This is a genomic window from Enterobacter sp. 2VL (genome assembly GCF_005503595.1).
Taxonomy (GTDB): domain Bacteria; phylum Pseudomonadota; class Gammaproteobacteria; order Enterobacterales; family Enterobacteriaceae; genus Enterobacter; species Enterobacter cancerogenus.
The window spans coordinates 798,794-813,086 of record NZ_SCNE01000001.1 but is presented as its reverse complement, the minus strand read 5'-3'; the positions used below and the strand labels follow the sequence as shown (position 1 = coordinate 813,086).

16 protein-coding genes are annotated in these 14,293 nt (G+C 56.8%); 9 read left to right on the top strand and 7 right to left on the bottom strand.

Annotation, left to right across the window (positions count from 1 at the left end; genetic code table 11):
* Positions 1-121: 121 nt before the first annotated feature.
* From sdaA to pabB, 3 genes are all read right to left on the bottom strand, one after another.
* Positions 122-1,486 carry an L-serine ammonia-lyase gene (gene sdaA, locus FFS28_RS03770; protein ID WP_042320025.1) on the bottom strand — a complete coding sequence of 455 codons (1,365 nt, stop codon included), beginning with the start codon at positions 1,484-1,486 and terminating at the stop codon, positions 122-124.
* A 183-nt stretch (positions 1,487-1,669) separates the two neighbouring features.
* A complete protein-coding gene (locus tag FFS28_RS03765; RefSeq protein WP_058610213.1) occupies positions 1,670-2,248 on the bottom strand; it encodes a CoA pyrophosphatase in 579 nt (192 codons plus the stop codon).
* Positions 2,249-2,251: 3 nt separating this feature from the next.
* A complete protein-coding gene (gene pabB / locus FFS28_RS03760) occupies positions 2,252-3,601 on the bottom strand; it encodes an aminodeoxychorismate synthase component 1 (RefSeq protein WP_137848810.1) in 1,350 nt (449 codons plus the stop codon).
* Positions 3,602-3,661: 60 nt separating this feature from the next.
* Between pabB and FFS28_RS03755 the strand changes: the two genes are divergently transcribed.
* On the top strand, positions 3,662-3,844 hold the full coding sequence (locus tag FFS28_RS03755) for a YoaH family protein (protein ID WP_003859925.1): 183 nt from the start codon (positions 3,662-3,664) through the stop codon (positions 3,842-3,844).
* Positions 3,845-3,850: 6 nt separating this feature from the next.
* Here FFS28_RS03755 and FFS28_RS03750 read toward each other — a convergent pair whose 3' ends face one another.
* On the bottom strand, positions 3,851-4,195 hold the full coding sequence (locus tag FFS28_RS03750) for a RidA family protein (RefSeq protein WP_042320579.1): 345 nt from the start codon (positions 4,193-4,195) through the stop codon (positions 3,851-3,853).
* Positions 4,196-4,327: 132 nt separating this feature from the next.
* Between FFS28_RS03750 and yoaA the strand changes: the two genes are divergently transcribed.
* The 5 genes from yoaA (at position 4,328) to rnd (ending at position 10,707) form a co-directional block, all read left to right on the top strand.
* On the top strand, positions 4,328-6,238 hold the full coding sequence (yoaA, locus tag FFS28_RS03745; RefSeq protein ID WP_006175964.1) for a DNA repair helicase YoaA: 1,911 nt from the start codon (positions 4,328-4,330) through the stop codon (positions 6,236-6,238).
* A gap of 66 nt (positions 6,239-6,304) precedes the next feature.
* Positions 6,305-7,000 (top strand): tRNA (adenosine(37)-N6)-threonylcarbamoyltransferase complex dimerization subunit type 1 TsaB, encoded by a 696-nt coding sequence (gene tsaB, locus FFS28_RS03740; protein WP_006175962.1) that lies wholly within the window; start codon positions 6,305-6,307, stop codon positions 6,998-7,000.
* 37 nt (positions 7,001-7,037) lie between these two features.
* Positions 7,038-7,619 (top strand): Slp/YeaY family lipoprotein, encoded by a 582-nt coding sequence (locus FFS28_RS03735; protein ID WP_137848809.1) that lies wholly within the window; start codon positions 7,038-7,040, stop codon positions 7,617-7,619.
* A 203-nt stretch (positions 7,620-7,822) separates the two neighbouring features.
* On the top strand, positions 7,823-9,508 hold the full coding sequence (fadD, locus tag FFS28_RS03730) for a long-chain-fatty-acid--CoA ligase FadD (protein WP_137848808.1): 1,686 nt from the start codon (positions 7,823-7,825) through the stop codon (positions 9,506-9,508).
* 71 nt (positions 9,509-9,579) lie between these two features.
* A complete protein-coding gene (rnd, locus tag FFS28_RS03725) occupies positions 9,580-10,707 on the top strand; it encodes a ribonuclease D (RefSeq protein ID WP_102892052.1) in 1,128 nt (375 codons plus the stop codon).
* Positions 10,708-10,792: 85 nt separating this feature from the next.
* Here rnd and minE read toward each other — a convergent pair whose 3' ends face one another.
* From minE to minC, 3 genes are read right to left on the bottom strand one after another with little or no spacing between them, the layout of a single operon-like run.
* The gene (gene minE / locus FFS28_RS03720) at positions 10,793-11,059 is read right to left on the bottom strand and encodes a cell division topological specificity factor MinE (RefSeq protein WP_003859937.1); all 267 of its coding nucleotides are present in this window, start codon (positions 11,057-11,059) and stop codon (positions 10,793-10,795) included.
* A gap of 3 nt (positions 11,060-11,062) precedes the next feature.
* Positions 11,063-11,875, bottom strand: a complete 813-nt coding sequence (gene minD / locus FFS28_RS03715) for a septum site-determining protein MinD (protein ID WP_137848807.1) — start codon at positions 11,873-11,875, stop codon at positions 11,063-11,065.
* A gap of 22 nt (positions 11,876-11,897) precedes the next feature.
* On the bottom strand, positions 11,898-12,605 hold the full coding sequence (gene minC / locus FFS28_RS03710; RefSeq protein ID WP_137848806.1) for a septum site-determining protein MinC: 708 nt from the start codon (positions 12,603-12,605) through the stop codon (positions 11,898-11,900).
* Positions 12,606-12,729: 124 nt separating this feature from the next.
* Here minC and FFS28_RS03705 point away from each other — a divergent pair, with 124 nt between their 5' ends.
* From FFS28_RS03705 to ycgN, 3 genes are all read left to right on the top strand, one after another.
* Positions 12,730-13,005, top strand: a complete 276-nt coding sequence (locus FFS28_RS03705) for a YcgL domain-containing protein (RefSeq protein ID WP_058610254.1) — start codon at positions 12,730-12,732, stop codon at positions 13,003-13,005.
* Between the two features lie 47 nt (positions 13,006-13,052).
* Entirely contained in the window at positions 13,053-13,712 is a 660-nt protein-coding gene (locus FFS28_RS03700; protein ID WP_058610221.1) for a fumarylacetoacetate hydrolase family protein, read from the top strand.
* A gap of 93 nt (positions 13,713-13,805) precedes the next feature.
* A complete protein-coding gene (ycgN, locus tag FFS28_RS03695) occupies positions 13,806-14,246 on the top strand; it encodes a cysteine cluster protein YcgN (RefSeq protein WP_137848805.1) in 441 nt (146 codons plus the stop codon).
* The last annotated feature ends 47 nt before the right edge of the window (positions 14,247-14,293 follow it).

Below are 14,293 nucleotides of genomic sequence, written 5' to 3'. Positions count from 1 at the left end.
CCCGATACGCTGCCAGCCCCAAAAGCCGGAAGCAACAGAGAAAGTGTAGTGGGGATTGCGGGAGGAGACGAGACGGGAGATAAAAATTCGCCCATCTGTTGCAGATGGGCGATAGGGAGTATTAGTCGCACTGAACCTTGATGGCCAGGCCGCCGCGGGAGGTCTCGCGGTACTTCGCGTTCATATCTTTGCCGGTCTCGTACATGGTTTCGATAACCTTATCCAGCGATACGCGGGGTTCGCTGGTACGGCGCATCGCCATACGCGAGGCGTTGATCGCTTTCACCGAGGCAATCGCGTTACGCTCAATGCACGGTACCTGAACCTGGCCTGCAACCGGATCGCAGGTCAGACCAAGGTTGTGCTCCATACCGATTTCTGCCGCCACGCACACCTGCTCAGGGCTTGCGCCCAGCAGCTCTGCAAGACCGGCTGCGGCCATCGAACAGGCCACGCCCACTTCACCCTGACAACCTACTTCAGCACCGGAAATCGAGGCGTTCATCTTATACAGCGCGCCAATCGCACCCGAGGCGAGGAAGTAACGGATGTAAATATCCGGCGTGACCGGCTCAATGAAGTGATCGTAGTAGGCCAGAACGGCAGGCACGATACCGCACGCACCGTTGGTTGGCGCCGTCACCACGCGGCCACCGGCGGCGTTCTCTTCGTTTACCGCGAGGGCAAACATGTTCACCCAGTCCACGACGTTCATCGGGTCATTGGAGAACTTGTCGGTGGTAACCAGCATGCGGCGCAGGGCAGAGGCGCGACGCGGAACGCGCAGCGGGCCAGGAAGCACCCCTTCGGTATTCATCCCGCGATCGATACAGGCGCGCATGGTTTGCCAGACGTTAGCAAAATAGTCTTCAATCTCTTTTTTGCTGTGCAGCGCCAGTTCGTTCTGCATCACCATGCCGGAGAGCGACAGGCCGGTCTCTTTGCAAAAGCCCAGCATCTCCGTGGCTGACTTGAACGGATACGGCACGTTCACGTCGCCTGCGGTATCTTTACCGAAATGCTCTTCATCCACGATGAAGCCACCGCCGATGGAGTAATAGGTTTTGCTGTAAATCTCTTTTTCACCGCTCCAGGCGTGAATGGTCATGCCATTTTCATGCAGCGGCAGGTTGTCGCTGCGAAAACGCATGCCGTCGTTTTGCGGGAAATCCACTTCCTGCTGACCGTTGGCCAGCAGCAGGCGACCGCGCGTTTCAACGTCGCGGATAAATGCCGGAATGGCATCAATATCTACGGTGTCCGGCATGTTACCTGCCAGACCCATAATAATGGCGATATCGGTGTGGTGGCCTTTACCCGTTAATGACAGTGAACCGTAAACATCCACGGCGACACGGGTAACGCTTTCCAGTAATCCTTTTTCGACCAGATCATCGACGAACTGTTTACCGGCCTTCATCGGCCCTACAGTGTGGGAAGAAGAAGGACCAATTCCCACTTTGAACATGTCGAATATACTAATCACGTTTACACTCCTGACAGGGTTACCGGGTCTCCAGTAACGATGTTATAACTGCGCATAGTGTATGAGGGAACGTCGGTGTCGGCTTAACTATTCACATGAATTAAACTAATGCTTAACCTCTGAATTACTAATGCTGAGACGCGCCTCGCAAACCGTCACCGTTTCCAGGAATGTAAAGTATAGTCAAGGCTTCAGGCCGATTTGCAGAGCCAGCTCACGAATGATGCCTGCGGTCATGCCCCAGACAAAATAATGCTGGTACCAGGATAACCACACCCGATGTTCGTGCCCACGGCGCTGAATATCCAGAGGGTGATAGCGGCTAAGACGCAGCGCTTCTTCCAGCGGCATTTCGAACACCGCGGCTACCTCGTCGACGCTGGCGTGATACTGAAGGTCGGGCGGGATAATACCGACGACGGGGGTGACCTGAAATCCGGTGACGCTGTCAACGGGCGGCAGCACGCCGATGATTTCCACGGCCTCAGGCGGGATGGCGACCTCTTCGTGCGCTTCGCGCAGCGCAGCGGCAATCAGCGAGGCGTCGGTACTGTCGACGGCCCCGCCGGGGAACGCGACCTGACCGGCATGCTTACGCATATGCGGCGAGCGCTGGGTCAGCAGAAGACCGGGTTGTTCGCGACGTACCACCGGGATCAGCACCGCGGCCTGACGTTGATTCAGGGTTTCGCGGCTCACCTGCGGGCGCAAAAGCTGAAAGCGTGACATAAACGCATCGAGCGTCAGGTTCTCGTTCTTCACCCGTTACTTCTCCAGTTGCTTCAGGATACGGTTAACTTTATCAAAGGTTTCCTGATATTCCGACTGTACCTCACTGTCTGCAACAATGCCGCCGCCCGCAGAGCAGTATAGGCTGCCGTCCCAGGCGGTCACGGTGCGGATGGTGATGCTGGTGTCCATGGTGCCGCACAGGCTGATGTAGCCAATGCTGCCACACCAGGCGTTGCGGCGGTGCGGTTCCAGCTCGTCGATGATTTCCATCGCCCGGACTTTTGGTGCGCCGGTAATCGACCCGCCGGGGAATGCGGCGCGCAGCAGGTCGCAGGCGGTGCGTGAGGCGGGCAGTCGTGCAGTGATGGTGCTCACCAGATGGTGAACGGCCGGAAACGCTTCAACCACAAACAGCTCAGGCACGCGTACGCTGCCCGGCTCGGCCACGCGACCAATGTCGTTGCGCATCAAATCGACAATCATCAAATTTTCGGCGCGGTCCTTCGGGGATGACGCCAGTTTCTCCGACTGCTGGCGGTCGGCAACCGGGTCGGCAACGCGTGGCAGCGTGCCTTTGATGGGGCGGGTCTGAATAGTCCGCTCGGCCAGATGAATAAAACGCTCCGGCGAAAGGCTCAGGATCGCACCCTCGTCCAGGCGGATAAAGGCGCTAAAGGGCGCTTTATTGCTGGCATTAAGATGGCAAAACGCCTGCCACTCGTCGCCCTCATAGGTCGCCTGGAACCGCTGGGCAAGGTTAACCTGATAGCAATCGCCGCTTTGCAGCCAGGCCTGAACGCGGGCGAACTTCTCGGCATACGCCGGGGCGGTCATGTTGGACCGCCAGCCCGAGGTCAGGCTGAAAGGCTGTAGTGTCGCGGGTGTCTGCGCCTCAAGCCAGGCGAGCCGGGCGTGGACGTCCGCGTGGCTCAGCAGCGAGACGCGCTGCTGGTGGTGATCGACAATCAGCGCCCAGTCGTACAACCCTACCGCCATATCCGGAATGGCAATATCCCGCTGTGCGATGTCAGGCAGCGTTTCATACCGACGCCCGAGATCGTAGCCAAACAGCCCGAGCGCGCCGCCCTGGAAGGGCAGATCAGGATGGGGCGAAGCAGATAAGCCAAGGGCATCGAGGCGCTGCTGGAGCAGGGTGAGCGGATCGTCGGTGGATTCCAGCCCTCCCACCGTGGTGAGGTTTCCCCGCGTGACCAGGGTTTCCAGCGGGTCAGCAACCAGGATATCAAACCGGCTATAAGGATGGTCAGCATGGCCGGAGTGCAGCAGCATGGCGTACGGACGGTGGCTCAGGCGGGCAAACCAGAATTCGGCGGCGTCAGCACGCCAGGGCAGGGTAATAACAGTGGGCAAGCGCGTGTTCATGTGTGGCATACTACCGGCAGCGTGAAATAATGAGCGCGAATAATTTAGCAGGAGTTGACGATGTTTGCAGGTTTACCTTCTCTGAGCCACGACCAGCAGCAGAAAGCGGTTGAGCGAATTCAGGAGCTGATGTCCCAGGGGATGAGCAGCGGACAGGCTATTTCTCAGGTGGCAGAAGAACTTCGCGCCACCCATACCGGTGAGCGGATCGTGGCGCGTTTCGAGGATGAAGACGAAGAGTAATCGGGCTTAAACCGCCGCGATAATCTTAATCTCAACCTTATATTCCGGTTTCATCAGCGTGGCCTGTACGGTGCAACGTACAGGCGCGTGACCCGCCACAACCCACGCATCCCAGGCTTTGTTCATCGCCGCAAAATCTTCTTTATTCGCCAGGAAAATAGTGGCATCCAGAATGCGGGATTTGTCGCTGCCCTGTTTCTCCAGTACGGCATCAATTTGTGCCAGGGTGTTAGCCGTCTGCTCAAAGGCATCTGCGTCCAGGTTGGCCGGCACGCCGGTGTAGTAAAGCGTCTGGTTATGGATCACAACGTCAGACCAGCGGGCTTCGGCATCAATGCGCAAAATTGACATAAACGTTTCCTCGTTATTTTTCATATCAGGCGGCAAGACTGCCATATTGTTCCCTCTTCGTCACTATTTGGGGTGGCACAGGAAGGGATGGGCTGACATAATCCCTGTGCAAAAATACAGTGAGAGAGCACCGTGGCAGACGATTTTTCCCCAGAAGGCCAGTTAGCAAAGGCCATTCCCGGCTTTAACCCGCGTGAACCTCAGCGGCAGATGGCGCACGCCGTCGCAAAGGCAATTGAACAGGCGCAGCCGCTGGTGGTTGAGGCCGGTACCGGCACGGGGAAAACCTACGCTTACCTCGCACCTGCGCTGCGTGCAAAGAAGAAGGTGATCGTCTCGACCGGGTCGAAAGCGCTGCAGGACCAGCTCTACAGCCGCGATTTGCCGACGGTGGCAAAAGCGCTGAAATACAAAGGGCGGCTGGCCTTGCTGAAAGGGCGCTCAAACTACCTCTGCCTCGAGCGGCTTGAGCAGCAGGCGCTGGCGGGGGGCGATCTGCCGGTACAGACCCTGAGTGATGTCATTATTCTCCGCGCCTGGGCGAACCAGACCGAGGAGGGGGATATCAGCACCTGCGCGAGCGTGCCGGAAGATTCCCCGGCCTGGCCGCTGGTAACCAGCACCAACGATAACTGCCTTGGCAGCGATTGCCCGCTGTATAAAGAGTGTTTTGTGGTCAAGGCGCGTAAAACCGCGATGGACGCAGACGTGGTGGTGGTCAACCATCATCTGTTTCTGGCCGATATGGTGGTGAAAGACAGCGGCTTCGGTGAACTCATCCCTGAAGCCGAGGTGATGATTTTCGATGAAGCCCACCAGCTGCCGGATATTGCCAGCCAGTATTTCGGCCAGTCGCTCTCCAGCCGCCAGTTGCAGGATCTGGCAAAAGATTTCACCATTGCCTACCGCACCGAACTGAAAGATACCCAGCAGCTGCAAAAGTGTGCCGATCGACTGGCGCAAAGCGCCCAGGATTTCCGTCTGCAGCTGGGTGAGCCGGGCTATCGCGGCAACCTGCGTGAACTGCTGGCGGACAGCAATATTCAGCGCGCGCTGCTGCTGCTCGATGATGCGCTGGAGCTGTGCTACGACGTCGCGAAGCTGTCGCTGGGCCGCTCTGCGCTGTTGGATGCCGCCTTTGAGCGCGCGACGGTCTATCGTACACGTCTTAAAAGACTCAAAGAGATCAACCAACCGGGATACAGCTACTGGTACGAATGCACTTCGCGTCACTTCACCCTGGCCCTGACGCCGCTGACCGTGGCGGACAAGTTCAAAGAGGTGATGGCACAAAAGCCGGGCAGCTGGATTTTTACTTCCGCAACCTTGTCGGTGAATGACGAGCTGCACCACTTCACCGAACGTTTAGGCATTGAGCAGGCTGAATCCCTGCTGTTACCCAGCCCGTTTGATTACCAAAAACAGGCGCTGCTCTGCGTGCCGCGTAACCTGCCGCTGCCCAACCAGCCGGGGGCGGCCCGTCATCTGGCGGCGATGTTAAAACCGATGATCGAGGCCAACAATGGCCGCTGCTTTATGCTCTGCACATCCCACGCGATGATGCGCGATCTGGCGGAGCAGTTCCGCGCTACCATGACGTTGCCGGTACTGTTGCAGGGCGAGACCAGCAAAGGGCAGCTTTTGCAGCAGTTTGTCAGCGCGGGTAACGCCCTGCTGGTGGCGACCAGCAGCTTCTGGGAAGGGGTGGACGTGCGCGGTGATACGCTTTCGCTGGTTATTATCGACAAGCTGCCGTTTACCTCACCGGACGATCCGCTGCTCAAGGCGCGAATGGAAGATTGCCGCCTTCGCGGGGGCGATCCGTTCGATGACGTCCAGCTCCCGGATGCGGTCATCACGCTGAAGCAGGGGGTAGGGCGTTTGATCCGCGACGTCTCCGATCGCGGCGTGCTGGTGATTTGCGACAATCGCCTTGTTATGCGCCCTTACGGCGCGACCTTCCTCGCCAGCCTGCCACCCGCGCCCCGAACGCGGGATATTAAACGCGCGGTTCGCTTCCTGGCGAACCCGACGGCGGAGTAATTCGCCCCGGAGTATGGTAAAATGCGCGCCATTTTGTGACTGACCCTTGCGAGAGCGCGACAACTAATGCGAATTCTGGCTATTGATACGGCAACAGAAGCCTGTTCTGTTGCCCTGTGGAACGATGGCGCGATCGGTGCCCATTTCGAAGAGTGCCCGCGAGAGCACACCCAGCGTATTCTTCCTCTGGTTAAGGCGATCCTGAACCAGGGACACACCGCCTTAACCGATCTTGATGCGCTGGCCTATGGCCGTGGGCCGGGCAGTTTTACCGGCGTGCGTATCGGGATTGGTATTGCTCAGGGCCTGGCGCTGGGTGCAGAACTGCCGATGATTGGCGTCTCCACGCTGATGACCATGGCGCAGGGCGCATACCGTATGACCGGCGCAACGCGCGTGCTGGCAGCCATTGATGCCCGCATGGGCGAAGTCTACTGGGCTGAATACACCCGCGACGAGCAGGGCGTGTGGCACGGCGAAGAGACGGAGGCGGTGCTTAAGCCCGAGGCCGTGACCGAGCGCCTGACGCAGCTCTCCGGCGAGTGGGCAACGGTCGGCACGGGCTGGGCCGCCTGGCCGGAGATGGCAAGCAATACGGGCATCACGCTGGTCGAGGGCAACATGCTGCTGCCTGCTGCAGAAGACATGCTTCCCATCGCCTGTCAGCTTCTCGCGGCGGGAAAAACCGTGGCCGTTGAGCATGCAGAACCTGTTTATTTACGAAACACCGTCGCGTGGAAGAAACTTCCTGGCCGCGAGTGAATCTCAGTAACAGGAACTGAGAAAAAGGAGTCGCATCATGGCGGTTCAGAGTAACGTAGTACGCCTTTTACTGGCAGGCGCGGTTGCCATAGCACTGAGCGGTTGCGTAACCGTTCCTGATGCGATCAAGGGCAGCAGCCCGGTGCCTCAGCAGGATCTGGTGCGCGTAATGAATGCCCCTGAGCTGTACGTGGGCCAGGAAGCGCGCTTTGGCGGCAAAGTGGTTGAGGTGGTGAACCAGCAGGGTAAAACCCGTCTGGAAATTGCCACCGTGCCACTGGACAGCGGTGCGCGTCCGAGTTTAGGTGAGCCTTCTCGTGGGCGCATCTACGCTGACGTCAGCGGCTTCCTCGACCCGGTCGACTTCCGCGGGCAGCTGGTGACGGTGGTGGGGCCGATTACCGGCACGGTTGAGGGTAAAATCGGCAGCACGCCGTACAAATTTATGACCATGCAGGTAACCGGCTATAAACGCTGGCGCATTGTTCAACAGGTTGTCATGCCTCCGCAGCCGATCGATCCGTGGATGTGGGGTCCACATCCATACCGCTATGGCTACGGCGGCTGGGGCTGGTACAACCCAGGTCCGGCACAGGTACAAACGATCGTAACTGAGTAACTTACTGTTTTAATTATGAAAGAGACAGCGGCTCAGCCGCTGTCTCTGTTTTTTTACGGATAAAACGAAAAAAAAGAGTGACGCGCTTCGCAACCTTAAATCTGGGTAATTAATAAACTGGTACGCTGAGTTAATATAATGTTAACGAACTGTTTATTATCGGGGTTGTGATGACGACGAACGCTCATTTCAGAGGTGATGCATTGAAAAAGGTTTGGCTAAACCGTTATCCCGCGGATGTTCCTGCGGAGATCAATCCTGACCGTTATCATTCCCTGGTTGAATTATTTGAACACTCGGTACGGCGCTACGCCGACCAGCCCGCCTTTGTGAACATGGGCGAGGTCATGACCTTCCGCAAACTGGAAGAGCGTAGCCGGGCGTTTGCTGCTTATCTGCAGGAAGGGTTAGGGCTGCAAAAAGGGGACCGCGTCGCGCTGATGATGCCGAACCTGCTGCAATATCCTGTGGCGCTGTTCGGTATTCTGCGCGCCGGGATGATCGTGGTGAACGTCAACCCGCTGTATACCCCGCGCGAGCTGGAGCACCAGCTGAACGACAGCGGTGCAGCGGCAATCGTCATCGTATCGAACTTTGCCCACACGCTCGAAAAAGTGGTCGAGCGTACGCAGGTTAAGCACGTCATTCTTACGCGAATGGGCGATCAGCTTTCGACGGCCAAAGGCACGCTGGTGAACTTCGTTGTGAAGTACGTAAAGCGCCTGGTGCCGAAGTATCACCTGCCGGATGCTATCTCCTTCCGTCGTGCGCTGCAGGCGGGCTACCGGATGCAATATGTCAAACCCGAAGTGGTGGCAGACGATCTCGCTTTCCTGCAATACACCGGCGGTACCACCGGCGTGGCCAAAGGGGCGATGCTGACGCACCGCAACATGCTGGCTAACCTTGAGCAGGTTAACGCGACCTACGGGCCGCTGCTGCATCCGGGTAAAGAGCTGGTGGTCACGGCGCTGCCGCTGTACCACATTTTTGCCCTGACCATGAACTGCCTGCTGTTTATTGAGCTGGGCGGGCAAAACCTGCTGATCACCAACCCGCGAGATATTCCGGGCCTGGTGAAAGAGCTGGCGAAATACCCCTTCACCGCCATGACGGGCGTGAATACCCTGTTCAATGCGTTGTTAAATAACAAAGAGTTCCAGCAGCTTGATTTTTCAACGCTGCACCTCTCTGCCGGCGGCGGCATGCCCGTCCAGCAGGCGGTCGCCGAGCGCTGGGTAAAACTGACGGGCCAGTATTTACTGGAAGGCTACGGCCTGACGGAGTGCGCGCCGCTGGTGAGCGTTAACCCGCACGATATTGACTACCACAGCGGAAGCATCGGTCTGCCGGTGCCGTCGACGGAAGCCAAACTGGTCGATGATGAGGATAAGGAAGTGGCTCATGGCGAGCCGGGCGAGCTGTGTGTGAAAGGGCCGCAGGTAATGCTGGGCTACTGGCAGCGGCCGGACGCCACCGATGAAATCATCAAAGACGGCTGGCTGCATACCGGCGATATCGCGGTGATGGATGACGAAGGCTTCCTGCGGATTGTCGATCGTAAAAAAGACATGATCCTCGTCTCCGGCTTTAACGTCTATCCGAATGAAATCGAAGACGTCGTGATGCAGCACAGCGGCGTGCTGGAGGTGGCGGCCGTGGGCGTGCCTTCCGGCAGCAGCGGTGAAGCGGTGAAGATATTTGTGGTTAAGAAAGATGCATCGCTGACTGACGAAGAGCTTATTACCTTCTGCCGTCGCCAGCTCACCGGTTATAAAGTGCCTAAGCTGGTTGAATTCCGCGATGAACTGCCAAAATCCAATGTCGGGAAGATATTACGACGAGAATTACGTGACGAAGCCCGTGCCAAAGTGGACAATAAGGCCTGAGCTTCACGCTAATCGCCCAGACGCCGGTTAAGCCGGCGTTTTTTATGGGCGCAAACAAAAGAGAAACTGCTTTGAATTACCAGATGATCACGACCAACGACGAGCTGGCTTCGCTGTGCGAAGTGACGCGCGATTTCCCTGCTATCGCCCTGGATACCGAGTTTGTCCGCACGCGGACCTACTATCCGCAGCTGGGGCTGATTCAGATGTACGACGGCAAGCGCGTCTCGCTGATTGACCCGCTCGGCATTACCGACTGGACGCCAATGCGCGACCTGCTGCTTGATACCGCCGTCACGAAATACCTGCATGCGGGCAGTGAAGATCTGGAAGTGTTTCTCAATACCTTTGGCATCATGCCGCAGCCGCTGATTGACACGCAGATCCTTGCCGCGTTCAGCAACCGCCCGCTTTCCTGGGGATTTGCGGCAATGGTCGAAGAGTACACTGGCCTGGCACTGGACAAGAGCGAGTCGCGCACGGACTGGCTGGCCCGTCCACTGACCGCTCGCCAGCTTGAGTATGCGGCTGCCGACGTGTTTTATCTGCTGCCGATTGCCGGACAGCTGATGAAAGAGGCGGAAGCCTCAGGCTGGCTCTCAGCCGCGCTGGACGAGTGCCGCATGGCACAGCAGCGTCGTCAGGAAGTGGTCGATCCGAAAGAAGCCTGGCGCGATATCAGCAACGCCTGGCAGCTTCGCACCCGTCAGCTGGCCTGTTTGCAGCTGCTCGCCGACTGGCGTCTGCGTAAAGCGCGTGAGCGCGATCTGGCCGTTAACTTTGTGGTGCGCGAAGAGCATCTATGGGCGGTGGCACGCTACATGCCGGGTAGCCTGGGCGAGCTGGACAGCATTGGGCTTTCGGGCAGTGAAATTCGCTTCCACGGCAAGACGCTGCTGGCGCTGGTGGAAAAAGCGCAGCACATGCCGGACGACGCACTGCCGGAGCCGTTGCTCAATTTGATGGACATGCCGGGCTATCGTAAGGCGTTCAAAGATATCAAAGCCCTGGTGCAGACGGTGGCGAGCGAAAGCAAGCTGAGTGCAGAACTGCTGGCGTCTCGTCGTCAGATTAACCAGTTGCTGAACTGGCACTGGAAGCTGAAACAGCAGAATGGTTTACCCGAAATGGTGTCGGGCTGGCGTGGGGAACTGATGGCCGAACGTCTGAAGACGCTGCTGGAAGGTTATCCGCGCTAAGAAATGTAGCCCCGGTAAGCGCAGCGCCACCGGGGAACGTGCCGGGCGGCGCGATGCGTGCCCGGCCTACAAAACCACAAAGGAATTAACGTGACTCTTCCGCTTCCGGCAGCGTCACGTTCAGCTCCAGAATCGAAATATCCCCGTCTTTCTGCTCCAGCTGTACCGTGACCATTTCCGGGTCAATCTGCACGTACTTACAGATCACTTCCAGAATGTCCTTGCGCAGCTGCGGCAGGTAGTGTGGCTCGGCGTCGCTACGACGACGCTCCGCAACGATAATTTGCAGACGCTCTTTAGCGATATTGGCGGTGCTTTTTTTCCGCGAGAGAAAAAAGTCCAGTAATGCCATAACTTATCCTCCGAACAGGCGTTTGAGGAAACCTTTCTTCTCTTCTTCAATGAAGCGGAAAGGACGTTCTTCTCCCAGCAGACGGTCAACGGTATCGGCGTAAGCTTTACCTGCATCTGCCGTTGCATCCAGAATGACTGGCTCACCCTGGTTAGACGCGCGTAATACGGACTGATCTTCCGGAATAACGCCAACCAGCTTGATGCGCAGAATTTCCAGTACGTCTTCCATGCTCAGCATATCACCTTTGTTCACACGGCCCGGATTGTATCGGGTCAGCAACAGGTGTTCTTTAATCGGCTCCTGACCATTTTCCGCGCGGCGGGATTTGGAAGCAAGAATGCCCAGAATGCGGTCAGAATCTCGCACGGAAGAGACTTCAGGGTTGGTGGTGATGATCGCTTCATCCGCAAAGTAGAGCGCCATCAGGGCACCGGTTTCGATACCGGCAGGGGAGTCACAGACCACAAAATCGAACTCCATTTTTTTCAGTTCGTCGAGGACCTTTTCAACGCCTTCACGGGTCAGGGCATCTTTATCACGGGTCTGAGACGCCGGTAAAATGTAAAGGTTCTCGGTGCGCTTGTCTTTAATCAGCGCCTGGTTAAGCGTGGCATCGCCCTGAATGACGTTAACGAAGTCATACACGACGCGACGCTCACAACCCATGATCAGGTCCAGGTTACGCAGGCCGATATCGAAGTCGATAACGACGGTTTTCTTTCCCTTCTGGGCCAAACCTGTAGCGATGGCCGCGCTGGAGGTGGTCTTGCCAACGCCTCCTTTACCCGAAGTCACAACAATAATGCGTGCCATAGAAATTCCTTGTTAAAAGGGATCAATTCAACGGTTGAACAGTCAAAGCGTCTTCTGCCAGGAGCAGGCGGGCCGCTTTGCCATAAAATTCGGCTGGGATCTTGTCGCTCAGCCAATATTCTCCTGCGATGGAAACCAGTTCCGCCGTCAGGTGAGTACAAAAGATTTGTGCGTTCCTGTCGCCACTAGCGCCCGCGAGCGCGCGTCCACGCATCATACCGTAAACGTGAATGTTGCCATCGGCAATCAGTTCAGCGCCCGCGCTGACGTGACTTGTAACAATCAGATCACAGTTTGGCGCATAAATGCGCTGACCGGAACGAACCGGCACATCAATCAATCGCGTTTTTGTGACAGGCGTATCGTTCTGTGCGGGTGGCGGGGGCGTTGGCACGGCTTCCGGGGCTGGACGAGGGGCTTTTTCTTTGCCTTCGTTCAGAAGCGGCAATCCTGCCCGATCAATTTCGGCTTTCAGCGTCGCGTCTTTACACCCGCTGATACCCACGATACGCAGCCCGGTTGATGCAACGGCCTGCTGGAGCAATTTCCAGTTCACCGGAGCAGCAAGGTCGCTCACATTGACGACGACGGGGGCATGTTTCAGAAATGCAGGAGCCTGCGCAATTTTGTCTTCTAACGCCTGACGAATAACCTCGGGTTTTGCATCATGCAAATGAACCACTGATAAGGTGAAGCTACTGCCTTTAAGCTCGATGGGCGTGTTTGACATCCTGGCCTTACTCAATTTGCTATTAACCGCAACACCGCCGTTGCGATATTCCGAAGAGTATCAGGCATGTTATAGTCAGGAGTATATTGAGGCAAGCAACCACCCATTAATTCAGAGTAAAAACATGTTTTGTGTGATCTACAGAAGTTCAAGTCGTGACCAGACTTACCTTTATGTCGAAAAGAAAGACGATTTTTCCCGCGTACCGGAAGAATTAATGAAAAGTTTTGGCCGCCCGCAGCTGGCTATGCTGCTGCCGCTGGATGGACGTAAGACGCTGGTTAATGCGGATCTGGAAAAAGTGAAAACGGCATTAACCGAGCAGGGCTATTATTTACAACTTCCACCCCCACCCGAGAATTTATTAAAACAGCATCTTGAGGTGAACGGAAAGAAATAATCCCGAAGGCATTCGGGAACAACACATCAACCGTTTAGGGAGCGACCATGTATCAACATCATAACTGGCAAGGTGCATTACTGGATTATCCCGTGAGCAAAGTGGTCTGCGTGGGCAGCAACTATGCAAAACACATTCAGGAGATGGGCAGCGCCACGCCAGAAGAACCGGTGCTGTTTATTAAGCCTGAAACCGCGCTGTGCGACATTCGTCAGCCGCTGGCGCTGCCCCAGGGGCTGGGGTCGGTGCATCACGAAGTGGAGCTGGCCGTGCTGATTGGCGCAACGCTGCGTCAGGCTTCCGAAGCGCATGTGGAGCAGGCGATTGCCGGTTACGGCGTGGCGCTCGATCTGACCTTGCGCGACGTGCAGGGCAAGATGAAGAAAGCGGGGCAGCCGTGGGAAAAAGCCAAGGGCTTTGATAATGCCTGCCCGATATCCGGTTTTGTCCCGGTGAGCGAATTCACTGACGACCCGCAGAACACGCCGCTTAGCCTGAAAGTTAACGGCGAGATCCGCCAGCAGGGTACCACCGCAGATATGATCCACAAGATCGTTCCGCTGATCGCCTACATGAGCCGCTTCTTCACCCTGAAGCCGGGCGATGTGATCCTCACCGGCACGCCGGAAGGCGTTGGCCCGCTGAACGGTGGGGATGAACTGGAGGTCAGTTTTAACGGCCTGTCACTGAAAACCCGCGTACTGTAAAAGCCTCTTGCCGCCTCAAAAGGGCGGCAAAACTTGCATCAACGTGCCAGACTCGTTATAAGGTGCGCTTTCTTTTGACGTGTGGACATCCTGATGAACGACATCCCTTTCTGGCAAACTAAAACGCTCGACGACATGACCGACGCAGAGTGGGAGTCGCTGTGTGACGGCTGCGGGCAGTGCTGCCTGCACAAGCTGATGGATGAGGATTCCGACGAAATTTACTTCACCAACGTCGCCTGTAAGCAGCTGAACATCAAAACCTGCCAGTGCCGCAACTACGAGCGCCGCTTCGAGTATGAGCCGGACTGCATCAAGTTAACCCGTGAAAACCTGCCCACCTTTGAGTGGCTGCCGCACACCTGCGCGTATCGCCTGCTGGCGGAAGGCCATGACCTGCCCAAATGGCATCCTTTATTGACCGGGTCGAAAGCGGCGATGCACGGAGAGCGTATCTCCGTGCGGCACATCGCGGTGAAAGAGTCCGAGGTGCACGACTGGGAAGACCACATTATGAATCATCCTAACCGTTGATATTAAAAAACCCGCCGAGGCGGGTTTTTTAATATGCGCGGGTGTGT